The 20,798-nt window shown below is 47.9% G+C and carries 25 protein-coding genes; 10 read left to right on the top strand and 15 right to left on the bottom strand.

The features are described 5' to 3' along the window. Positions 1–59 precede the first annotated feature (59 nt). Positions 60–707 (top strand): pyridoxamine 5'-phosphate oxidase, encoded by a 648-nt coding sequence (gene pdxH / locus BMW79_RS02510; protein ID WP_218150270.1) that lies wholly within the window; start codon positions 60–62, stop codon positions 705–707. Between the two features lie 154 nt (positions 708–861). Here pdxH and BMW79_RS33790 read toward each other — a convergent pair whose 3' ends face one another. From BMW79_RS33790 to BMW79_RS02480, 6 genes are all read right to left on the bottom strand, one after another. Continuing rightward, positions 862–981 (bottom strand): 30S ribosomal protein THX, encoded by a 120-nt coding sequence (locus tag BMW79_RS33790; protein ID WP_079471345.1) that lies wholly within the window; start codon positions 979–981, stop codon positions 862–864. A gap of 152 nt (positions 982–1,133) precedes the next feature. Next, on the bottom strand, positions 1,134–1,403 hold the full coding sequence (locus BMW79_RS02500) for an HU family DNA-binding protein (protein WP_012788562.1): 270 nt from the start codon (positions 1,401–1,403) through the stop codon (positions 1,134–1,136). 316 nt (positions 1,404–1,719) lie between these two features. Continuing rightward, the gene (locus BMW79_RS02495; RefSeq protein ID WP_089890109.1) at positions 1,720–2,022 is read right to left on the bottom strand and encodes a DUF4286 family protein; all 303 of its coding nucleotides are present in this window, start codon (positions 2,020–2,022) and stop codon (positions 1,720–1,722) included. Between the two features lie 12 nt (positions 2,023–2,034). Continuing rightward, positions 2,035–2,799, bottom strand: coding sequence for an exodeoxyribonuclease III (locus tag BMW79_RS02490; RefSeq protein WP_089890107.1), 765 nt, complete (start codon positions 2,797–2,799; stop codon positions 2,035–2,037). Positions 2,800–2,925: 126 nt separating this feature from the next. After that, on the bottom strand, positions 2,926–5,691 hold the full coding sequence (metH, locus tag BMW79_RS02485) for a methionine synthase (protein WP_089890105.1): 2,766 nt from the start codon (positions 5,689–5,691) through the stop codon (positions 2,926–2,928). Between the two features lie 44 nt (positions 5,692–5,735). Further along, positions 5,736–6,752: a homocysteine S-methyltransferase family protein gene (locus BMW79_RS02480; RefSeq protein WP_089890104.1), complete on the bottom strand. Its 1,017-nt coding sequence runs from the start codon at positions 6,750–6,752 to the stop codon at positions 5,736–5,738. A gap of 412 nt (positions 6,753–7,164) precedes the next feature. Between BMW79_RS02480 and BMW79_RS02475 the strand changes: the two genes are divergently transcribed. Continuing rightward, complete coding sequence (locus tag BMW79_RS02475; protein WP_089890101.1) at positions 7,165–7,386, top strand: hypothetical protein; 222 nt, start codon at positions 7,165–7,167, stop codon at positions 7,384–7,386. Between the two features lie 90 nt (positions 7,387–7,476). Here the strand turns inward: BMW79_RS02475 and recR are convergent, their stop codons facing one another. Both recR and BMW79_RS02465 read right to left on the bottom strand, forming a co-directional pair. Beyond that, positions 7,477–8,097: a recombination mediator RecR gene (recR, locus tag BMW79_RS02470; RefSeq protein ID WP_089890099.1), complete on the bottom strand. Its 621-nt coding sequence runs from the start codon at positions 8,095–8,097 to the stop codon at positions 7,477–7,479. A 58-nt stretch (positions 8,098–8,155) separates the two neighbouring features. Further along, entirely contained in the window at positions 8,156–9,613 is a 1,458-nt protein-coding gene (locus BMW79_RS02465) for an Ig-like domain-containing protein (protein WP_089890097.1), read from the bottom strand. A gap of 95 nt (positions 9,614–9,708) precedes the next feature. Here BMW79_RS02465 and BMW79_RS02460 point away from each other — a divergent pair, with 95 nt between their 5' ends. After that, complete coding sequence (locus BMW79_RS02460) at positions 9,709–10,179, top strand: SRPBCC family protein (protein ID WP_089890095.1); 471 nt, start codon at positions 9,709–9,711, stop codon at positions 10,177–10,179. Positions 10,180–10,206: 27 nt separating this feature from the next. Here BMW79_RS02460 and BMW79_RS02455 read toward each other — a convergent pair whose 3' ends face one another. From BMW79_RS02455 to BMW79_RS02445, 3 genes are read right to left on the bottom strand one after another with little or no spacing between them, the layout of a single operon-like run. Continuing rightward, positions 10,207–10,755 carry a hypothetical protein gene (locus tag BMW79_RS02455; protein WP_089890094.1) on the bottom strand — a complete coding sequence of 183 codons (549 nt, stop codon included), beginning with the start codon at positions 10,753–10,755 and terminating at the stop codon, positions 10,207–10,209. 25 nt (positions 10,756–10,780) lie between these two features. Beyond that, positions 10,781–11,788: a lipid A deacylase LpxR family protein gene (locus BMW79_RS02450; RefSeq protein WP_089890092.1), complete on the bottom strand. Its 1,008-nt coding sequence runs from the start codon at positions 11,786–11,788 to the stop codon at positions 10,781–10,783. A gap of 16 nt (positions 11,789–11,804) precedes the next feature. Continuing rightward, positions 11,805–13,076: an acetyl-CoA hydrolase/transferase family protein gene (locus BMW79_RS02445; RefSeq protein WP_089890089.1), complete on the bottom strand. Its 1,272-nt coding sequence runs from the start codon at positions 13,074–13,076 to the stop codon at positions 11,805–11,807. Between the two features lie 147 nt (positions 13,077–13,223). Here BMW79_RS02445 and BMW79_RS02440 point away from each other — a divergent pair, with 147 nt between their 5' ends. The 7 genes from BMW79_RS02440 to BMW79_RS02410 all read left to right on the top strand — a co-directional run bounded on the left by BMW79_RS02440 (position 13,224) and on the right by BMW79_RS02410 (position 17,464). Beyond that, the gene (locus BMW79_RS02440) at positions 13,224–13,730 is read left to right on the top strand and encodes a GNAT family N-acetyltransferase (RefSeq protein ID WP_089890086.1); all 507 of its coding nucleotides are present in this window, start codon (positions 13,224–13,226) and stop codon (positions 13,728–13,730) included. A 138-nt stretch (positions 13,731–13,868) separates the two neighbouring features. Continuing rightward, positions 13,869–14,348, top strand: a complete 480-nt coding sequence (locus tag BMW79_RS02435) for an RNA polymerase sigma factor (RefSeq protein WP_143059049.1) — start codon at positions 13,869–13,871, stop codon at positions 14,346–14,348. Continuing rightward, on the top strand, positions 14,339–14,809 hold the full coding sequence (locus tag BMW79_RS02430; protein ID WP_089890081.1) for a hypothetical protein: 471 nt from the start codon (positions 14,339–14,341) through the stop codon (positions 14,807–14,809). Before BMW79_RS02435 ends, BMW79_RS02430 begins: the two co-directional genes overlap by 10 nt. Before the next feature lie 127 nt (positions 14,810–14,936). Beyond that, positions 14,937–15,428 (top strand): hypothetical protein, encoded by a 492-nt coding sequence (locus BMW79_RS02425; protein ID WP_089890078.1) that lies wholly within the window; start codon positions 14,937–14,939, stop codon positions 15,426–15,428. 128 nt (positions 15,429–15,556) lie between these two features. Further along, positions 15,557–16,048 (top strand): lipocalin family protein, encoded by a 492-nt coding sequence (locus tag BMW79_RS02420; RefSeq protein ID WP_089890075.1) that lies wholly within the window; start codon positions 15,557–15,559, stop codon positions 16,046–16,048. A gap of 127 nt (positions 16,049–16,175) precedes the next feature. Next, the gene (locus BMW79_RS02415) at positions 16,176–16,925 is read left to right on the top strand and encodes a metal-dependent hydrolase (protein ID WP_089890072.1); all 750 of its coding nucleotides are present in this window, start codon (positions 16,176–16,178) and stop codon (positions 16,923–16,925) included. Between the two features lie 32 nt (positions 16,926–16,957). After that, positions 16,958–17,464, top strand: coding sequence for a GNAT family N-acetyltransferase (locus BMW79_RS02410; RefSeq protein ID WP_089890069.1), 507 nt, complete (start codon positions 16,958–16,960; stop codon positions 17,462–17,464). A 58-nt stretch (positions 17,465–17,522) separates the two neighbouring features. Here the strand turns inward: BMW79_RS02410 and BMW79_RS02405 are convergent, their stop codons facing one another. Genes BMW79_RS02405 through BMW79_RS02390 form a run of 4 tightly spaced genes read right to left on the bottom strand, consistent with a single transcriptional unit; the run spans position 17,523 to position 20,796 of the window. Further along, positions 17,523–18,416 carry a LysR family transcriptional regulator gene (locus tag BMW79_RS02405; RefSeq protein ID WP_089890066.1) on the bottom strand — a complete coding sequence of 298 codons (894 nt, stop codon included), beginning with the start codon at positions 18,414–18,416 and terminating at the stop codon, positions 17,523–17,525. A gap of 22 nt (positions 18,417–18,438) precedes the next feature. Then, entirely contained in the window at positions 18,439–19,353 is a 915-nt protein-coding gene (locus BMW79_RS02400) for a molybdate ABC transporter substrate-binding protein (protein WP_089890063.1), read from the bottom strand. 10 nt (positions 19,354–19,363) lie between these two features. Beyond that, complete coding sequence (locus tag BMW79_RS02395) at positions 19,364–19,783, bottom strand: DsrE family protein (protein ID WP_089890060.1); 420 nt, start codon at positions 19,781–19,783, stop codon at positions 19,364–19,366. A gap of 11 nt (positions 19,784–19,794) precedes the next feature. Continuing rightward, positions 19,795–20,796, bottom strand: a complete 1,002-nt coding sequence (locus BMW79_RS02390; protein WP_089890057.1) for a c-type cytochrome — start codon at positions 20,794–20,796, stop codon at positions 19,795–19,797. Positions 20,797–20,798: the final 2 nt, after the last annotated feature.

Raw genomic sequence — 20,798 nt, 5'->3', positions numbered from 1 at the left:
AAATTACTATTATCCTTCCATACCTTTGAGTACCCGTTTGAACATAAAAATAACAGACCATGTTGAACCAGAAAATAGCTGATTTACGGAAAGATTACCAACTGGCCTCCCTGGATGAAGGCGATGTAGCAGCTTATCCCTTATCCCAGTTCGGGAAATGGTGGGATGAAGCGATCAACGGTGAAATCGATGAGGCCAATGCGATGACACTGGCCACAAGCACACCGGACGGACATCCTTCTGCGAGAATTGTGTTACTAAAGAGTTTTGATGAGGATGGATTTTTGTTTTTTACAAACTATGAAAGCCGCAAGGGGCAAGAGTTAGCGCTGAACCCACATGTAACGTTGTTGTTCTTCTGGAGGGAGTTGCAAAGGCAGGTTCGTATAGAGGGCACCGTTAGTAAGGCGCCGGTATCGGTGAGTAATGAGTATTACAACAGCCGTCCGGTAGGCAGCAGGATAGGAGCTATCGCCTCGCCGCAAAGCAAGGTCATTCCGGGCCGATCTTTCCTCGAGGAACAGGTAGACCAGGTAGCGGCTAAATATCAGCAGGAAACCCCTCAGAGACCCGATTACTGGGGTGGGTATCTGGTGAAGCCTCAGGTATTGGAATTCTGGCAGGGGAGAAGCAGCCGGTTGCACGACCGGATTTTGTATACGCTGACCCCGGAAGGTAGCTGGAAAATTGAGCGTCTGGCGCCCTGATTGAAGTAAGTAAAATAACTGTGATGGCTGTCTCAGGAAAAAAATCCAGGGCGGCTATGGAGAATAATGGAGGATAGATCTTCCCCCCAGACATCAAAATGCCGCGAAGATGATGCTTTATCATCTTCGCGGCATTTCTTCTAAAAGCGTAAAATTAAGCTTTTGGTGCAGCAGCTTTTGCAGCAGTATTTTTTCTTGTCTTTGCAGATCTAACTTTACCGAAAGATTTGCTGAAGATCTTACCTTTTTTGGTTTTAATATCTCCTCTACCCATAACGAATAATTTGAAGTTTGTTGTTGTTAAATATGATGTTATCAGGCTGCAAAATACTGCAAATCGATGAAATAGTGTAGTACCGGCCGTTTGATATAAAAAAAAAGCAAGAAACATAACTGTTCCTTGCTTGAATAAGTTGTGTTAACTGATTAGAGCTTGTCGGATAAAGCTTTACCAGCCTTGAACTTAGCAACTTTCTTAGCCTTGATCTTGATGATCTGACCGGTTTGTGGGTTTCTACCGTTACGTGCAGCACGTTTAGAAACGGAGAAAGTACCGAAACCAACCAAAGTTACTTTACCACCTTTTTTCAGGGTATCAGCAACAGCTTTGGTGAAAGAATCCAGAGCTTCGTTAGCTTGGGTTTTGGTAATGCCTGCATCTTTAGCAAGCTTGTCGATTAATTCGGCTTTGTTCATAGTTAGTAAGATTTAACTAGTGAAAAAATGTTTGATGTGAGCAAATATAGCGCGTTTTATCAGATTACCAAATTTTTCAGCACTTTTTTATAGAAATTTTTATCGGCTGAAAAACGCTACTGGTAACGGTTACAGCTGATTAGCCCAGTGCGTGCTAAAGTCACGTACTTTAGCAGGATCGCATAGAACCCTGTACCGTGGCATGTTTGCCTGCTTTTTTACTATTAACGCGGGTTTGAACCAACTATTGTACCAAAGTCCGGATGCCTTGAAAATAGTGGATTTCCTGTGGATAAGTTTAGTAAAGACCCCTTACTTAAACCACCTCCATGATCGTATTAAAAGCGATAAAACGATCGCCGAAAAGATCATACCCTCTCTGCCGCAGGGCTTGTTGGTGCCGCTCTGCGAAGGAATTGTAGTCCTCCAGGCTATCTGCAAAATACTGTACCACATAGGTAGGTCCTTCTTCATCATCCTGCTCCAGTAAGCGGCTGATACGGTAATCACGGAATAAACCCGTGGCCAGCATTGCCGGAATATGCTCTTCCTTCAACCATTGAAACCACCGTGAATACGTATCTGTGGCCACTTTGGTGGTAACATTATATATAATCATACCTCACATTATTTATACTGTCAGTTCCACAAACACCGGACAATGATCCGAATGCTTTACCTGCTGGTAAATAGTAGCATGTTTCAGTTTCTCCCTGAGTGGTGTAGTTACATTCACATAGTCGATACGCCAGCCCTTGTTATTGTTCCTTGCATTGGCCCGGAAGCTCCACCAGCTGTACTGATGAGGATCTGTATTGAAATGACGGAAACTGTCAATAAACCCGCTTTCAAAGAAACGGTCCATCCACGCGCGTTCTTCAGGTAAGAAACCTGTTGAGTTTTTATTGCTCACCGGATCGTGGATATCTATCGGTTTATGACAGATATTGTAGTCCCCGCAAACAATCAGGTTAGGCCGTGTTTTTTTCAGTTCGTCCAGGTACTGAAAGAACTCTTCCAGCCACTGGTATTTATAGGTCTGTCTGAGGTCACCGCTGGTGCCGGATGGGAAATAGGTATTGATCAGGGTAATATCGCCGAAATCCAGCCTTATAAAGCGGCCTTCCAGATCACTCTGATCATGGCCGCTGCCATACTGCACAAAATCGGGCTTAATACGGGTCAATACCGCTACGCCGCTATACCCTTTTTTCTGGGCCGGATACCAGTAATGTTCATACCCCAGCTGATCAAATTGCTGAAAGTCGATGTTCTCCTTGTGTGCTTTGATTTCCTGCAGGCAGATAATATCCGCAGGATCTGTCTGTAACCATTCGGTAAAGCCTTTGGTCATGGCGGACCTCAGACCATTCACATTGTAAGATATGATTCTCATGTCGGGTGTTGTTTTGGGCCTTACGGACTTCAATTTACGAATGACGGACCTGTGGTCAGATGCCGGCGGTAAAAAAATCCGCTGTTATCCCTCCACAGATCCGTAACAATTGAAGTGGTAATGCTTTTATATATCGTATTCCAGGTTAGGACGCAGCCATTGTTCTACTTCCTCTACTGTCCATTTTTTACGGGCAGCATAATCGATTACCTGGTCTTTTTCTATTTTTCCAAGACCGAAATATTTACCCTCTGGGTTGGCAAAATACCATCCGCTAACGCTGCTCGCAGGGTACATCGCCAGTGATTCCGTGAGTATGATGCCGGTATTTTCGGTGGCATTCAACAGATCAAACAGCTTCCACTTTTCGGTATGGTCAGGGCAGGCCGGATAACCGGGCGCCGGACGGATACCTGCATAAGCTTCTTTAATCAGGTCTTCATTACTCAGGTGTTCCTCGGTAGCATAGCCCCAGAACTCCTTACGGACACGCTCGTGCATCAGTTCTGCGAAGGCTTCCGCCAAGCGGTCGGCCAACGCTTTCAGCATAATGCTGTTATAATCGTCGTGTTCTTCTTTGAATTTATCCAGCCACTTCTCGATACCCACACCGGTTGTTACCGCAAAGCCGCCAATGTAGTCGGTTTTGCCGGTTTCTTCAGGAGCAATGAAATCGGCGAGCGACAGGTTGGGCTGGCCCGGTGCCTTCTTTACCTGCTGACGCAGGAACTCCAGCTGTACAGGATCGATCTCTGCTTGCTCAGGTGTCACCTTCACGGAGTCTGGAGCCACTCTGTTGGCGGGGAAGAGGCCAATAACGGCATTGGCGCCCAGCCATTTTTCTTCAATCACCTTGTTTAATAATTCTTTCGCATCATTAAACAGGCGGGTGGCTTCTACGCCTACTACTTCATCCGTAAGGATTGCAGGGAATTTACCATGCAGTTCCCACGCGATGAAGAATGGCTGCCAGTCGATATATTTCGCAATTTCTCCCAGGTCATAGTTCTCAAACTTCATCACACCGGTCATCTTAGGCTTTACCGGAGTAAAGTTATCCCAGTTGATTACAGTTGGATTGGCTTGCGCCGCTTCGATCGAGAGGAATTGTTTGGTTTGTTTCTTATTCTTGAAAGCGTCGTTGAGTTTCTGGTATTCCTGTTGGATACCCGCGAGGAAATCAGGTTTCAGCGCTTTGTTGAGGAGACTGCCGGTAACGGTTACGCTGCGGGACGCGTCCAATACGTGTACCACACCATGTGCATATTCCTGCGCTATTTTAACAGCAGTGTGGGTACGGCTGGTGGTAGCGCCTCCGATGATCAGGGGGATATTGAAATCCTGTCTTTTCAGTTCGCGGGCCACATGTACCATTTCATCGAGACTGGGGGTGATCAGGCCACTGAGACCAATAATATCCACCTTTTCCTGACGGGCGGTCTGCAGGATTTTCTCCGCAGGCACCATTACGCCAAGGTCTACGATATCATAGCCGTTACAGGCCAGTACCACGCCTACAATGTTTTTACCGATATCGTGTACATCTCCTTTTACAGTTGCCAGCAGGATTTTACCGGCGGCTTTGATTTCTCCGCCAAATTCTGCCTGGAGACGTAATTTTTCTTCTTCTATATAAGGAGTAAGAATGGCCACGGACTTTTTCATGACACGGGCACTCTTCACTACCTGGGGAAGGAACATTTTACCACTGCCAAAGAGGTCGCCTACGATGTTCATACCGGCCATCAGCGGGCCTTCGATCACGTCCAGCGGACGTGGGTATTTTACACGGGCTTCTTCGGTGTCTCCATCTATATAATCGGTGATACCGTTTACGAGGGCGTGGCTTAAGCGTTCTTCCACAGTACCAAGTCTCCAGGTTTCATCTTTCTCAATAACCTTTCCTTTGGCCTTTACTGTTTCGGCAAACTGGATCAGTCGTTCGGTAGCGTCTTCTCTTCTGTTTAGTATGGCATCCTCACAAAGATCGCGGAGGGTTGGTTCAATGTCATCGTATATCTGTAGCATACCGGCATTCACAATACCCATGTCCATACCCGCTCTGATGGTATGATACAGGAATACGGAGTGCATGGCTTCCCTTACTGTTTCATTTCCACGGAAGGAGAACGATACGTTACTCACCCCACCGCTGATTTTGGCGAGTGGCATGAGTTCCTTAATGCGACGGGTAGCGTTGATGAATTCTACCGCGTAATTATTATGTTCTTCAATACCGGTAGCAATAGCGAAGATATTGGGATCGAAGATGATATCCTGTGGATCAAATCCTACTACCTCGGTCAGTATTTTATAGGCACGGTGGCTGAAGGTGACCCTTTTTTCTTCGGTGTCGGCCTGTCCGTGTTCATCAAATGCCATCACCACTACGGCAGCGCCATAGCTTTTGCAGATATGTGCCTGTTCAATAAACTTGGCTTCTCCTTCTTTTAGGGAGATGGAGTTTACAATACATTTACCCTGTACACACTTCAATCCGGCTTCAATCACGGAGAACTTACTGGAGTCGATCATGATCGGGATACGCGAAATATCCGGTTCTGCGGCCAGGAGGTTCAGGTAGGTAGACATGGCAGCTTCCCCGTCGAGGAGGGCGTCGTCCATGTTTACATCGAGGATCTGGGCGCCGCTTTCCACCTGTTGACGGGCAACAGACAGGGCTTCTTCAAAGTGTCCTTCGCGGATAAGGCGGGCAAACTTTTTTGAACCGGTTACGTTGGTACGTTCCCCTACGTTGATGAAGTTGGTTTCAGGTCGTACCACCAAAGGTTCGAGGCCGGCCAGCCGCATATACGGCTTGATGACCCTGCGTTCTTCGTTGACATCCGGTGTTATGACAGTATCTGTATTGTTGATGATTGTTTCGCTCATTTCTGCTGTAAGTGATGTTTAAATAGTAAACCTGCCACGGTTGATCAGGCCAGTGTTTCGGCTAATACGGGTTTAAGGCGTGGTTTGATATGTTTCACATGTTCCGCAATATGGCGTATATGATCGGGGGTAGTACCGCAACAGCCACCTACCACGTTAACAAAGCCGGAGGCGGCAAAGTCTTCAATGATACAGGCAGTGTCTTCCGGTTCCTCATCGTATTCACCAAAGGCATTCGGCAGGCCTGCGTTGGGGTAGCAGCTTACATAGCAGCTGGCTATGTTGGACAGCTCCTCTACATAAGGTCGCATCTGTTGGCCGCCGAGGGCGCAGTTGAGGCCGATGGAAAACGGATTGGCGTGCATGACGGAGATATAGAAGGCTTCCAGTGTTTGTCCGCTGAGCGTTCTGCCGGAGGCATCTGTGATAGTACCGGAGATCATTACCGGTATTTCCGGTTTTCCTGACAGGCGGAAATACTTTTTGATGGCATAGATAGCCGCCTTACAGTTCAGGGTATCAAAAATGGTTTCTATCAGCAGGATGTCTACACCGCCTTCCACGAGGCCACGGATCTGTTCTTCGTAGGCGTTTGCCACCTCGTCGAAGTATACAGAGCGGAACCCGGGGTTGTTTACATCGGGCGACAGCGACAGCGTTTTGTTCATGGGGCCGATGGCGCCAGCTACAAAGCGCGGCTTGTCCGGTGTTTTGGCAGTATACTCCGCAGTGGCTCTTTTCGCAATTTTTGCGGCTTCAACGTTCAGCTCATAGGCCAGTTCCTGCATGTCGTAGTCGGCCATCGCAATAGAGGTGCTGCTGAAAGTATTGGTTTCAATAATGTCAGCGCCTGCTTCCAGGTACTCTTTATGGATGGCTTCAATGATATGTGGCTGTGTAAGATTCAGGAGGTCGTTGTTGCCTTTAAGATCGCTGGGATAGTTAGCAAAGCGGGTGCCCCTGTAGTCGGATTCCTGGAGTTGATATCGTTGAATCATGGTGCCCATGGCACCGTCAATGATAAGTATGCGCTCGTTGGCGCAGTCCTGTAAAGATTTCATATTTATCAAGGCGTTTATTAGTTACAGTTAAGAAATGTAACGGGGTCGAACAATAAACAAATCCACCCCGTAAGAGTCCACAAATATAACCTTTTCCCAGGTATTTTATTGTTTTGTGATTTGCCTGCTGCCGGGGATCTCCTGCGATTTTTTGCAGACTTATAACTAGACTGTTAAATATAGATTTTACTTATACTTGTAAATTTAATTTGGAAGTAGTCTACAAAGTCTACTATATTTGTAGGGTAATAGAAAGACACCATGCAACAAAATGATAGAAATATAGTGATTTACCCGGAAATGGCCCCCCACCAGCCCTCTGCCTGCACTCCCTGTAGTTGCTCTTGCTGCAATTAAGAGATTCGTCATTAGTTCTTCTCAATATTTTATTACAACAAAAACTACGTCAGTCATGACCATTTCAGAACATATCCATACCCTGCATCAACACCTGGCCAGCCTTGGTTTACAACCAGTGCCGCAAACAGGCGACGCTAACCAGCCGGAAGTATTCAAGGTATGCTTCTTAAATAAATATGAAATGCAGCGGTGGAAAGAGCTGCAGGCACAACAACAGGAATCAGAAACCAATCATACAATATTTCCAGACCATCCCTTGAAGGATGCTGTCTGAACAACTTTTCATAACGTGGAATTACAGGTTAAACGAAGACGGGTGCTATTGAGCACCCGTATTTTTTTATATAACATATGGATAACCTGCTTATTTATTCTGCACATAACTCTCCAGCGGTAACCGGTTGCTGATAGATCTGGCCAGCGTCATTTCATCGGCATACTCCAATTCACCCCCAAAGGCAATACCCCGGGCAATAGTGGTAATCTTTACCGGGAAATCTTTTAATCTTTTAGAGAGATAGTAGATAGTCGTATCGCCTTCAATCGTAGGACTTACCGCCATAATCACCTCTTCTACGCCCTGGTGCTGTACCCTTTCCACCAGCGAATGAATATTCAACTGATCAGGACCAATCCCATCGATCGGGGAAATAATGCCTCCCAGCACATGGTACAAACCATTGAACTGCTGCGTATTTTCAATGGCCATCACATCCCGGATGCTTTCTACCACACATACTACCTGCTTTTGCCGGGAATGGCTGCTGCAAATACTGCATACAGGCGCATCGGATACATTGTGACAAACCTGGCAGAACTGTATCTGCTGACGCATTCTGCTTATCACATCACCAAACTGTTCTACCTGGGCCGTTTCCTGTTTCAGGAGGTGCAACACCAGGCGCAGGGCGGTTTTTTTACCGATCCCCGGCAATTTGGCAAATTCATTTACCGCGTTTTCTATCAGTGCAGACGAAAATATCATAGTGCAAAGTTAGGAATATTGCAGCGGAGGGAACTGCAGCCCCCTCCGCTATCGTGATTTAGATAGATATTTTCTTGGGGACCGTCCAGTACGCCTTCAGGTTCACCTTTTCAATGTTGATCACCCGCTCCGGCTGTTTCTTCGGATGAGTGAAATAATTACCCCGGTCCCATTTCCCGTTACCATTGGTATCGAGCAGTATCCGGATTTCGTACTCACCCGGCGTGATAAACCGCTGGCTCCACTTGCCGTTTACAATGGTCCCCGAATACTTGATCGTCTTATCCTGCACCAATTGCACTACATAGTGCATAGCAGTATCATTGATGGCATCCCGGGTACTATCGCTGATATTGAACTCTGTAACGGTGAAAATGGCGTAATCGGCTACCTTCTTGCTCCTGAAATTAATGGTATCAGCCCTGGCCAGTGTTTGTCCGGCCGTATCCGTAGGCGCATCTTTTGGCAAAATAAACCGGTAGGGCGTACCCTCTTTCCACGGATACCCGATCGTTAACTTCGTTTTGGTAGAATCCATGGTGCTGGTAAACGTAACCGGTGTATAGGAACTGTCTTCCCCGAGAATGGTTCTGGCACTGTCCAGGTTACGCAGCGGCAGGGAAAACGTGATCCGCAGCGGGGCTGGTAATTCCTGCTGCCCACCATCCAGCGTAGCGGAAGCGGTTAATTTAGGCAGTTTCTTCTTTTTCTTTTCCTCTTCTTCCTGGTCAATCAGGGACGAGTCTATTGGCTCTGCCGGCGGTTTGATGGTGCTGTCTGTTTCCATGAACAGCAACAGGTTTACGTCGGACAGGTTCTTTTCGGTTAAAACGATAGGCGCTTCCAGGAAAGCGATCATCTCAGTAGGCTGATTATACTGCAAGTCCCGGTCTTCTTCTTTGAGCGCAAACATTTTATAGGACCCCGGGGCGATGTTTTTAAACCGGAAAGAGCCATCTCCTTTGGTTTTCGCATAATACACGGGCTTCTCTTTGGCCACAATGGAGTCCGTGAGATCGCGGTACAGCATTACAGCCACGTTACTATCTACCCGTCCGTTCTCCGCATCTATCAGGTGTCCGGTCACCTGGAGGCTGTCCAGGTAATCGCCGGTAGATACCACATACTGGAAATCCGCCGTGATATTGCGTTCGTTGATATCGCGGATGGCATCGGCGAAGTTGAATGTGTAGGTAGTATTGGGTTGAAGGGTGTCTTTGATTTCCAGGGTAACGGTGTGCAGTTTGGCCGTTACAATAGGGAGCCTTTTCAGGGTCGGCGATACAATCAGTTTATCGTTCACATTGTCCAGTTCCACGTATTCATCAAAGATAAACGATACCTTTTTGCTTTTGAAGTGCAGGGAAGAGTCCCTGGGCGTCACCTGGAGCAGTACGGGTGGAACACTGTCCCTCGGGCCACCGCTGGGTGGTACAATGTTGGCGCACCGCGTAAATGAAATGGAAACGATTATAAACATCAGCCAGAAAACCCAGCTCCTGATATATTGATTCATGTACCTGATCGGATTAAGTAGGCTACAAACTTACGAACTCATTTAAAGAATTACGAATTTGGCCCGCGCTTGTCCACATATCCGTAATTTTAGGTATGCCCAGTATCTACTTATTACAACATACCCAGGTCATCCCGGCCACACCGGAAGAGGTCTGGAACTATTTTTCCAGCCCTGGCAACCTGGCGCATATTACGCCTCCCGCCATGCGGTTTACGGTCACTTCTCCGCCCTATACCGGACAGGTATACCCGGGGCAGATTATTACCTACCTGGTATCGCCGGTGCTGGGAATACCGCTGGAGTGGATGACAGAGATCACCCACGTGGAATACCTGAATTATTTTGTTGATGAGCAACGTGTGGGCCCTTACCACATCTGGCACCACGAACATCATTTCCAGATGGTGCCGGAAGGCGTTAAAATGACAGACATGGTTCATTACCGGCTACCATTTGGCCTCCTGGGCAAACTGGCGCACTGGCTGTTTGTGAAAAAGCAGCTGGATGAACTGTTTATCTACCGTCATCAGGCCATAGAAAAAATCTTTGGTACCGCAGGATAGTCCGGTTAATATGCCTTTATCGGTTAGCTATTGCTGCGTAGTAATGGTTTTGGTTAACTGATCGCCTGTATACAGCTGGAAGGTGCTTTTACCGGTTTTGGGTACTGCGCCCAGCCATAGGGGAGCCGTGCTGGCTGTGCTTTTATCCGGGTTCGACGTAGCTGCAAAATGCAGGATGGCATTGTTATTTGCGTTGTCGGACAAGGCAGATGCCAGTTGGATCTGTGTACCATAGAACGTGGGCGGCATGGTGGCGGCGATTACAATCTGGGTGCCGAAATCAGGCTTGTCGATGGTATTGTTCATGGTTTTAGCTGCTCCAAACAGGCTGTCGAACGACTTCTGATTATCAACAATCCAGAAAGTAAGGCTATCGTTTACCTGGATCGTATTTTTCAGAAAGTAGCCGGAAATAGGTTTTACTTCCAGCTGGCTGCTGGGATTGGGAGACACGTTGAGCGCAGTGTCAGTATCTGTATTGGTATCAGTACTGTCTACCGGTGCCTTCGGGGTACCGTTATTACAGGAAATAGCTGCCAGCGTGCCAACAGCGAGGAGGAGCCTTTTAAAATACATAGGAAATGAGTTTTGATACATAACGTTAATCGCCGGGAATAGTTTTACGGGAGATGGGAATGAGGAGGGTAATATTACCCACCGAATGTTTCCCCGTGCCGCTCATCCACTCTGTACGTGTTTTCTGGGTGTAGTTAATGGAAGCCCGGTTAATAACAATACCGATGCCATAATCCATGCCGATAGTCCAATGCCGCATATGTGTTTCCTGGTAATTGTTGAGTTCTTCGAAGTTGCTGTTCCTTGACCTGAAAATGCCACCCTGCAGCAGCGCGTTATAGCCTATCATGCTGAATTGTGGCCGGGCCATGGCATATAGCTGGAATCGTCGTTTGGTAGCTACTGCGAGGTCGCGGTGGCCGAAGTAAGGATTGAAGAGTCCGGCCCGGATATAAGTAAGGGCGCTGGCGCTGGTGGTCATCGTACCGATTTTGCCATTGGCGCTCCCTACAATTTCCAGGTAATCCACAGGATTCCAGAGCATAATTTCATAGGTAAAGTTATAATTGATCAAAGGGGCGTTGGGTACCTGGTATTCCCATCCTCTGGGTGGCTGGTAGCCGATGAGGTTATGGAAAAAAGTCTGGGTTTCTTTGGCAAATGCCCATGGGCCCAGTACTCCAAACACAAACTCCGAATGGAAACTGTATTTTCTCTCCGGGTTATAGGAAGTAAGCCCGTGGGTGGCATATAACGCGCCGGCGTAGTAAAAGTCTTTTGGAATATAGCTGGTATCGGCAATCTGGTTGGGGGTAATCATGATCTGCATGCCATCCCATTCAAATACGTTAATGGCATGAGGACCTGCTACAGGCAGGATCCATTTATCCAGGAATACCGATTTCTTTTTTTTCATATAGAGATAGCCAATGCTGCTGCCGTTACTGTAGCCACGATCGGTGCCGCGTCCCCAGATATTGAAGAAGTCGTCGTCTTCGTATATCCTTAGTTGTTTGGTAGCATCCTGTGTGATTTGCGCGGATGCGGTCATTGCCAGTAGGCAAAGAAAAAACAAGGGTAGCCATCTCTTCATACGAATGGTCTTAGGATCAGAAAACTTTGAATATCTCAAATGCGTCTTTCTCCAGTTTTTCGCGGTGGTCAGGGTGCGCAATATCGATGAGGGCCTGGGCTCTTTGCCGGAGGTTTTTGCCTCTCAGGTAGGCGATGCCGTATTCCGTTACCACATAATGCACGTGTGCCCGGGTGGTTACCACGCTGGCACCGGGTTGCAGCTGGGATACAATACGGGAAATGCCTTTCGAAGTGGTGGAGGGGATAGCGATAATGGGTTTCCCGTTTTCGGAAAGCGCTGCGCCGCGCATAAAATCCATTTGTCCGCCTACACCGCTGTATTGTCTGAACCCGATTGAGTCAGCGCATACCTGGCCGAATATATCTATTTCAATCGCACTGTTGATAGCAGTGACCCTTGGATTTTTGCGGATGGTGGTGGGGTTATTTACATATTCCACGTCCATGAGGCGCATAATGAGATTGGTATCCATAAAGTCGTACAGGCGCTGGCTGCCGATGGCAAAGCTGGAGATGAGCAGGCCAGGATGTACGGTTTTGTACTTGCCGGTAATAACGCCTTTCTGCACCAGGTCGATGATCCCATCGGAAAACATTTCCGTGTGGATGCCCAGGTCTTTGTGGTTGGTCAGGCATTGCAGAACGGCGTTAGGAATACCACCGATGCCCATCTGCAGGGTGGCGCGGTCATCTATCAGCGAGGCCACATGCCGGCCTATGGAAAGTTCTGTATCGCTGGGTGGTTTGATGGTTTGGGCGTAAATGGGATAATCCACTTCTACAGCGGCATCGATCTTTGAGATATGAATCACGCCATCGCCCAGTACGCGCGGCATGCGGGGGTTTATTTCTGCGATAATGATCTTCGCGGTATCTACGGCTGCTTTGGATACATCGCAGGACACGCCGAGCGTACAATAGCCGTTTTTATCCGGAGGTGAAACGGAGATGAGCGCCACGTCTATGGGATGTTCAAGGGTCCGGAAATACCGGGGAATTTCACTGAGGAACATGGGTACATAGTTGGCCCTGCCTTCATTGACGGCTTTCCGGATATTTTTCCCTACAAAGAAGGCATCTATCTGGAAGGCGTGTACATGCTGCATTTCTGCGTAGGGCGCTTCCCATTCGGTGTGTATGCTGACAAGGCGCACTTGCTTTAATTCGTTGCTGCGGGCGGTCATCGCGTTCACCAGTTCGCGCGGGGTAGCGGCGGCGGTATGTATGAAAACGGTATGCCCGGATTGGATCAGTTGTACGGCGGCTGTGATGGACGTGTAAGACATGCGTGATTATTTTCTCCAAAATTATCGTGCGGCAGAAAAAAGAAATATGAGTATTATCATATTGTAATTTTAAGTATTCCCGTGCCCGATTACTTTCAACAACCGGAGATCAGAAATTGTTGGACGGGAAGGGTTTAAATAACGGTTATGGATACACTAAATTACCGGAAAGCCATACCTGCTGATGCGGAGGCCGTACGGGAGGTATTAATGCACAGCTACGGACAGTTTGAGCGTGTGCTCACACCGGAACACTGGGGGCGGATGGAGCAGAGTATGAGCAATGAGACGGTGTTGCAGGAATTGATGGAAATATCCGTCACTTTTATCTGCGAAGAGGGTGGCCGCCTGGCGGGGGCCGTGTTCCTGGTACCATCCGGGCATCCAACGCCTACCTGTCCGGCAGAATGGGCGAATGTGCGCCGACTGGGAGTACATCCCGATTTCAGGGGCCGGGGCATTGGCCGCCGGTTAACGGCCTTGTGTATTGAGGAAGCCCGGAAGCAGGGTGAGCAGGTACTGGGACTGCATACAAGTACCATCATGCCGGATGCCCGGCATATCTACGAGGGGCTTGGATTTGTGCTGGAGCGGGAACTGGAACCGCTGCTGGGGCAGCAATATTGGCTATACAGGCTCAATTTGATCGGGTAGTTATCCATTTTAGCTAAATGTGTTGATAAATTGATATTAGGTGTTATGACATTAAGAGCGTTTTATTTTTATATATTAGCATTCTAAACCTGGTACACAACTTCTTTGCGGAGAGATTTGGCACATATAAGTGAGCAAATGCTCATTGAGCGATTAGTGATAGGAGATCCTGCGGCTAAGGAGTTGTTGTACGACCGCTACGCGGGAGCTCTTTATGGTATTGTATTGCAACTGGTTCCCGTAAAAGAAAGGGCGGATGAAGTGATCGTGAAAGTATTTTTCTGGGCCTTTCATCACATTGCAGCTTTTCAAACCTCAGGTCATCGTACATTGTTTGCCTGGTTATTACGAAAAACGAGAGAATTCGCCATTAAGGAAGCCTTGCCGGAAACAGCATTAACCGGTAAGGAACTGATGAAACAGGAAGAAGGCGTATTGCAGCAGTTCTATATGATCCTGCCGGCCGATCAGCAGCAAGTGTTCCGGCTTAGTTATTTTAAAGGATTATCAATCACAACGATCGCTCGATTGCTGGCTTTGCCGGAAGAGCAAATAAATGACATCCTGAAAGATGCGATGAAGTCTTTCAGACAATTCTTAAAAGAGACTTGGAACTAAAATTTTACATAGAAAGCGGTATTATCGAGTCCTTCGTGTTGGGCCTGGCTTCTGATGAAGAAGTAGCAGAGTTGCAACATATGAGGAAGCTGTATCCTGAACTGGATACAGAAGTCGAATTCGTTGAACGTCGCCTGGAAAGAGCAGCGTTTGATGAGCCCGCCATGCCGCCCGTTGAAATACGCGACCGGGTGCTCCAGAAAATAAGATGGGAGCAGGGGCATGCCTATTCAGATCCGTCTTCAAACTATACCTTCATCAACATTCAGCCGAAAGACGGCGACCATATCACCGTTCACCGCTGGTGGAAGGTCTTTTTTATCATCTTCTTTATTATGTCGAAGGTGTTCCTTTTCCTGGCGATCTTTTACTACCTCAAATACCGCCTCTCACAGGAGCAACGCAGCGACAACCTGCACCAGATGATCCGGCAGGAACAAACACAGTCCCCACTGTTGTAATTTTTCATCCGGATTATCGTTATTTTAAAGATTTTACCATTTTGACAATCCACCGGACAGTGATTTAACGTATCTATAGATATAGTATTTATTATTTATATCTTTATTGAGTCAATTTAAGGACGCTTTGAACATCAGTAACTATATTGAAAGTGGCATCATTGAGCGATATCTGCTTGGCCTCACTTCTCCTGAACAGGAAGAAGAGTTACTGCAACTGCGCCGTATTTATCCACTTCTCGATCTGGAAGTAACGGCCGCAGAGCTCCGGATAGAAGATAAACTGATGGAAGAAGGCACTATGCCGCCTGCAGTGCTGAAAGAAGCTATTCTCCAGCAGATCCGGCCGGATAAAGAATGGGATAACCGCTCCTGGACAGGTTATAACTCCCATGAACACACGAATACACATCACACCTACATTCCGATAGAGCCTTTCTGGAACCGTCGTATCAGCGTGAGCATGTGGTGGCGCTGTGCTTTTATTGCCATGACCGTACTCACCATGTCGCTGGCCGCCAGTACCTGGCATTTCTATCACCGCGCCGACATGCTGGAAGATATCCTCATCCGGCTGAAAGTCCCTACCATCGACCACCCCGCTCCAAACGCCCGCTAACGCGCTATTTTCATTTGGTACGTTTCTTGCAAATGCTGAAATTGCCTCCGTATTCTGGCTGTTATAAAACCTTATTTGATAACTGCGTGTTGAATACATTGGCATTTAAACACACAAACTAATTTCCCATGAGAAAATTTTCATTTGCAGCGTTACTGATGGCTATAGTGGCCGTTTTTGCATCTTCCTGCTCCCCAAAACAAGGCGTTACCCAAGACATCAATAAAAGCGCCGTAAAAGGTAACTGGGTGCTGACAGATATAAAATATGAAGGAATTCCTGATAATGCGAAAGTAACTGTGTTTGATGAAGCGAATGCCAAATGCTTCATCGGTAGCCAGTGGATCCTGCCGGATAACTACGCCATGGGCTCTTATACCCTCAGCTCCACCGAAAATGGCTGCAGCGCTGTTACCCAGAATATTGCCTGGTCCCTGACTAAAAGCGGCGGCGTAAGCATGTTCGGCTTCAAAAAGCTGTACAGCGGCGATAAAGCAAAAAATGTAACAGAAGGTTACCGCGTGGAAGTAACCGGCGCAGGTAGCGTAATGACCTGGAGAGCAAACGTAAATTTTGAGAATAAAAATGCAGCGATCATCTACACCCTGCAACGTAAATAGCAGCGGCGAAGTGATTTCAATATAGGAAAAATGCAGCGGGACTCATCTCCGCTGCATTTTTTTTATGGGCTAAAATGCTAAAGGGTAAAAGCCGTATATTTAGTTACCATAATCAAGCACCAGTACTATGAGCACGCAGCATTCCCAAATTCAGTTCCTGGCGCATGCAAGCTTCAGGATTACTACCCCCGAGGGTCACGTTATTCTGATAGATCCCTGGTACACCAACAACCCTGCACTACCAGCCGATATCACCATCCCGGAACAGGTAGATCTGATCCTTATCACGCACGGTCACCGGGATCATCTCGACAGTAAAATAGTAGACATCATCCGCACCCGGTCGCCCAAGGTGATCGCCAACCCGATTGTACGGTTCTATTTACAGGAACAGGGGGTGCCCGATCATGCGTTTGAACCGCTCAATGCCGGCGGTACCGTGTCTATCCTGGATGTAAAGGTAACGATGACCAACGCCTTCCATTTTGCGCATATCAACCTGCCGGATGGTAAGATCGGGTATCCGCACGCCACTAATGGCTTCATCGTTTGGACCAGTGATGATATTTCCGTGTACTACTCCGGCGATACATCCGTATTTGGCGATATGGAACTGATCGGCGAAATATATGAGCCGGACATCGCCATCCTGCCTATCGGTGACCGCTTTACCATGGGACCGCTGGAAGCCGCCTTTGCTGCGCGTTTGCTGAAAGTAAAGCATGTCATCCCCTGTCACTATGGTACCATGCCTACGCTCACGGGAACGCCGGAACGATTGAAAGCTTTAACGGAAGATCTTGACCGCCTGCAGATCCATGTGCTGAAAGCCGGCGAAACGTTCGATACCGCTATTGTGAAGGCCCGGAATCATTAGTGAACAATCGCATTTGCCATAAATCCCGTAACATGTTGCCCCTACAGACTGCACGCTTATTCATATATCCCTGCCGTTTACCTTTGCTAACGGAGATATATCTGAGGCATCCCCATGCCCGGGAAGCATTGCAGGCGCATATTCCGGAGAACTGGCCCCAACCGGATCTCAAAGAACAACTGCCCCATTTTATTGAATTGCTGCAACATGACCCCCGGTCTTTTCCCTGGATGCTCTGGATCATTGTGAGTAAAGAAGCTGGTACCGTCATCGGCGATATCGGTTTTAAAGGAAGACCGGATAAAAACGGCGTGGTGGAAATCGGTTATACCCTGTTGCCCGACTATCGCAGAAAAGGATATATGCGGGAAGCTGCTACCAGTCTTGTAAAATGGGCATTTCAACAACCGCATGTCCGGAAGCTGATTGCAGAATGTGATGTAACGAACACGGCATCTATGCGCGTTTTACAACACCTGGGTATGGAAGAAGTGAGTTCCTCCGGGGAAATGCTGCACTGGCAGTTGTTGAATAAATAATTCGGGAGATGATTTCCTGCAAGGGTTTGCCATTACAATCCGATCTGTGTAACGGGGACTACTCCACCATATTCTGTTTGGCAAAACGGATAAAGAGCTGGCAAAGCTTATCCTGCAAGCCTTGCAGATAGGTAAAGTGCAGCTTTCGCACCAGTTTGAAATTCTTTACGGGCAAAATGGTGAATTCTCCCAACTCCAGTTCGCGCTGTACAGCCTGTAAGGAAATAAAAGCTGCACAGGGCGAATGGTGGAGATATGATTTGATACTTTCCGTACTGCCCATATACATGGCTACATTCAGGTCAGTGATCTTTAGCTTTAGTCGTTTCAGTTCTTCGGTAATCACTTCCAGCGTACCCGAACCATGTTCCCGCATCAGCAGCGGTATAGTTTTGAGGTCGGCGGCGGTAAGTGGTTCCCCGTTGCCATACTGATGTTTCACATTGCCGACCAGCACAATTTCATCTTTCGCAAACTCCACATATTTCAGCAGCGGATTTTTTGAACTGCCTTCTATGATCCCTAACTGGATGGTTTTTTCAAACAGGGCCTGTTCTATCTGCTCGGTGTTGCCATTGGTCAGCGATGTTTTCACATCGGGGTAGCGCTGGTTGAATTTAGCCAGCAAGGGTGGTATCAGGTATTGCGCGATGGTGGTACTGGCCCCAATGGGCAACAGTCCGCCCTGCATATGTTTCAGCTGATTTACATCGTACTCCAGGTTACGGTAATCCGTGAAAATAATTTCTGCATGGTGCATCACCAGCATACCTGCACGGGTTAGTTTTATTTTATTACCGATTCTTTCAAACAGTGCCATGCCCAGTTGTTGCTCCAATTCATGTATATGCTTGGTAACAGCTGGTTGTGAAATATACAATTCCTCTGCAGCTTTGGTGAAGCTGAGGCGTTTGGCAACAGTATGAAAAACCCTTAGTCTGAAATCGAACATGCACTAAAAATACAAAAATACCTTACAACTCAGGCGGCGTAAAGCCGAAGTGTTTATAAATACCTTGTCCGCCGGGTCCCAGCAGAAAGGCCATGAAGTCGGCTGCCGCCTGTGGATGCGGCGCACTTTTCAGCACGCCGGCCCAGTAAGAAGCATGGATATTTTCTTTCTCCGGGATGGTAATCATGCTTACCGGGTGATGGATCATTTGCTGGTAATAAACTTCTGTAAACCAAACCGGGCCTGCATCTGCCTGTTTGTAAAGAATGCGCATGGGCGTTTCCCGGTGATGGATTTTGGTGAGATAAGTACTGCCTTTGGCTACCTTGTTCACCATAATGGCCTGTTGCAATGCCGGGCCGCCTGCTTTCACATATGCTTCTTCTATGCGTTTGCCGATGCCTTCCCAGGCAGGGTTGGGCATGCTCACCTGCACGTCTTTACGACCCAGATCTGCCAGTCCTCTGATCTTTTTCGGATTGCCCGGTTGCACCATAATAGCGAGGGTATTGCCCGCATAATTTTTTACGACCGAGAAGCTATCCCTTAATTGATCTATCCGGCTTTTTCCTGCGGTATAGATATCCGGTTTCACGGCTATACGAAGATTGCCCATTACCAGCGAGCCGCTGATAATCTGTTGTGCCAGGATGCCCGGCGGCAGCGTTTCTGCAAAGATCCGTTGGTATTGCGGATAGGCTTTTTTGAAATCCGTGATCAGGGAATCGATCACCATAAACTGGTTACCGGCAAAGAAGATGACCAGTTGTGGATCTGCCATATCACCGTAAAGATCAGGAATATTGTCTATGCCGGGTACGGTGAAGGCTACGCCGCCGGTGGGTGGCGTATTCCAGGGAGGATCAAAGCGATGGTCCTGGGCATGAAGCGCCCCTGCCAATAGCAAGGCTATCAGCGTTGTAGTAATGTATTTCATGATGATTTGTTTACGGGTGTATGTATGACCAGCCTTCTTTCTGTTTGATGATCAGTTCACCATTACCGCTGGGGGTGTAATGAATGAAGGGAAACAATTCTTCTTTGGAGATCTTCCTTTCCCGCAGAGTGTTTTCACACTCCACCAGCAGCACGCCTTTGTCTTGTAATTCCTGTAAGAGTGATTCGTAAGGTTGATCTTTTTTATACGCGGTTACGCCGCCGCCGTGGGCCACCAGTTCAATGGTAACTTTGCCCTGCAATCTTGGATCTTCCAGCGCATTTTTGATATTACGGAGGGTATTGCGGATAACTTTATCGTCGTCACTGTTGAGCTGATAGATAGCCCGGTACTTCGTTTTGCGCTGACTCATGGCATACTGGGAGCCTAACAGCGTAAAGAGACAGAGCAATAGCATTATTTTTTTCATGATGTCCGTTTTTAGTGTTGCATGGGTTTAAAAGGTCCGTATTTATGTTGTTCTGCGGAGAATGCGTCTGCATAAGGACCGAAAGGAAAATCGATCGGTTTCTTTTCAATATCCTTCCAGTCGGCCGATTGATCTTTATGTGGCCTTGGCTGTGAATTGATGAAGGCCGCTATATCCCAGGCATCTTCATCAGAGAGCTGCGTGGAATTAAAATCAACGCCGAAAGGCATGTTGTTTTTCACATAGCCGGCAAAGTTAGAGAGGCGATAAAGGCCGGCGGCGTCGTTATAACTTTGCGGCCCCCATAGCGGCGGGTAAGTAAAGACGATGCCTTCCGGATCTTTTACTCCTTCTCCATTGGCCCCGTGGCATTGCTGGCATTGTTGTGTATATACTTTGGCGCCTTTTACGGGATCGGCGGCCCGTGATAAGTAGGGCGGCTTCCGGAGGCCGCTGCCGTTGGGCTTTTCATGTGGTGGTACTTCACTGCCCAGCCATTCGATATAAGCCTTGATAGCGGTCATTTCCTTGCTGTTACTATCTGGTGCGGCGCCATTGAGGCTCCGTTCAAAGCAGTCGCTGATCCGTTTATTCAGTGTTTCTGCGCTGTTGGACCGCGCCCTGAACTTAGGGTAAGTGGCGGCCACGGCACTGTAGTTGTTGCCAAAAGGTTTGGTCCCGGCCTGGAGATGGCAGTTCTGGCAATTCATGCCGTTGGTGATCTGGAGTACACTTCCTTTGGGACCGAGGTAACGTGCTGTTTCCCGGATCAGCGTCTGACCATACACAATGGCAGCTCCTTTTTCGCCTGGCGGCAGCGTGGAGATGGGCGGTGGCTGCCAGTATGCAATAGCATTCCCCTGCACCGCCGGTGGAGGCGTTGTTTCCGGGTGGGTTAGCTGACGTGTGCAGAGATAAAATGTCTCAAAGCCTACGAGCAGTACTAAAAGCAACAGGCATGCAAAGGACCCGGCGAGGATCCGCTTATAACGTTGAATCTTTCTGGTTTCCATTC

The organism is Chitinophaga arvensicola (genome assembly GCF_900110835.1).
Classification (GTDB): domain Bacteria; phylum Bacteroidota; class Bacteroidia; order Chitinophagales; family Chitinophagaceae; genus Chitinophaga; species Chitinophaga arvensicola.
This window is presented reverse-complemented; position numbering and strand designations above follow the sequence as displayed.

What these genes read in the sequence shown, in the direction of transcription:
- pdxH (WP_218150270.1), top strand. Translation starts at nt 60, where the DNA reads ATGTTGAACCAGAAAATAGCTGATTTACGGAAAGATTACCAACTGGCC.
- BMW79_RS33790 (WP_079471345.1), bottom strand. Translation starts at nt 981, where the DNA reads ATGGGTAGAGGAGATATTAAAACCAAAAAAGGTAAGATCTTCAGCAAA.
- BMW79_RS02500 (WP_012788562.1), bottom strand. Translation starts at nt 1,403, where the DNA reads ATGAACAAAGCCGAATTAATCGACAAGCTTGCTAAAGATGCAGGCATT.
- BMW79_RS02495 (WP_089890109.1), bottom strand. Translation starts at nt 2,022, where the DNA reads ATGATTATATATAATGTTACCACCAAAGTGGCCACAGATACGTATTCA.
- BMW79_RS02490 (WP_089890107.1), bottom strand. Translation starts at nt 2,799, where the DNA reads ATGAGAATCATATCTTACAATGTGAATGGTCTGAGGTCCGCCATGACC.
- metH (WP_089890105.1), bottom strand. Translation starts at nt 5,691, where the DNA reads ATGAGCGAAACAATCATCAACAATACAGATACTGTCATAACACCGGAT.
- BMW79_RS02480 (WP_089890104.1), bottom strand. Translation starts at nt 6,752, where the DNA reads ATGAAATCTTTACAGGACTGCGCCAACGAGCGCATACTTATCATTGAC.
- BMW79_RS02475 (WP_089890101.1), top strand. Translation starts at nt 7,165, where the DNA reads ATGACCATTTCAGAACATATCCATACCCTGCATCAACACCTGGCCAGC.
- recR (WP_089890099.1), bottom strand. Translation starts at nt 8,097, where the DNA reads ATGATATTTTCGTCTGCACTGATAGAAAACGCGGTAAATGAATTTGCC.
- BMW79_RS02465 (WP_089890097.1), bottom strand. Translation starts at nt 9,613, where the DNA reads ATGAATCAATATATCAGGAGCTGGGTTTTCTGGCTGATGTTTATAATC.
- BMW79_RS02460 (WP_089890095.1), top strand. Translation starts at nt 9,709, where the DNA reads ATGCCCAGTATCTACTTATTACAACATACCCAGGTCATCCCGGCCACA.
- BMW79_RS02455 (WP_089890094.1), bottom strand. Translation starts at nt 10,755, where the DNA reads ATGTATTTTAAAAGGCTCCTCCTCGCTGTTGGCACGCTGGCAGCTATT.
- BMW79_RS02450 (WP_089890092.1), bottom strand. Translation starts at nt 11,788, where the DNA reads ATGAAGAGATGGCTACCCTTGTTTTTTCTTTGCCTACTGGCAATGACC.
- BMW79_RS02445 (WP_089890089.1), bottom strand. Translation starts at nt 13,076, where the DNA reads ATGTCTTACACGTCCATCACAGCCGCCGTACAACTGATCCAATCCGGG.
- BMW79_RS02440 (WP_089890086.1), top strand. Translation starts at nt 13,224, where the DNA reads ATGGATACACTAAATTACCGGAAAGCCATACCTGCTGATGCGGAGGCC.
- BMW79_RS02435 (WP_143059049.1), top strand. Translation starts at nt 13,869, where the DNA reads ATGCTCATTGAGCGATTAGTGATAGGAGATCCTGCGGCTAAGGAGTTG.
- BMW79_RS02420 (WP_089890075.1), top strand. Translation starts at nt 15,557, where the DNA reads ATGAGAAAATTTTCATTTGCAGCGTTACTGATGGCTATAGTGGCCGTT.
- BMW79_RS02415 (WP_089890072.1), top strand. Translation starts at nt 16,176, where the DNA reads ATGAGCACGCAGCATTCCCAAATTCAGTTCCTGGCGCATGCAAGCTTC.
- BMW79_RS02410 (WP_089890069.1), top strand. Translation starts at nt 16,958, where the DNA reads ATGTTGCCCCTACAGACTGCACGCTTATTCATATATCCCTGCCGTTTA.
- BMW79_RS02405 (WP_089890066.1), bottom strand. Translation starts at nt 18,416, where the DNA reads ATGTTCGATTTCAGACTAAGGGTTTTTCATACTGTTGCCAAACGCCTC.
- BMW79_RS02400 (WP_089890063.1), bottom strand. Translation starts at nt 19,353, where the DNA reads ATGAAATACATTACTACAACGCTGATAGCCTTGCTATTGGCAGGGGCG.
- BMW79_RS02395 (WP_089890060.1), bottom strand. Translation starts at nt 19,783, where the DNA reads ATGAAAAAAATAATGCTATTGCTCTGTCTCTTTACGCTGTTAGGCTCC.
- BMW79_RS02390 (WP_089890057.1), bottom strand. Translation starts at nt 20,796, where the DNA reads ATGGAAACCAGAAAGATTCAACGTTATAAGCGGATCCTCGCCGGGTCC.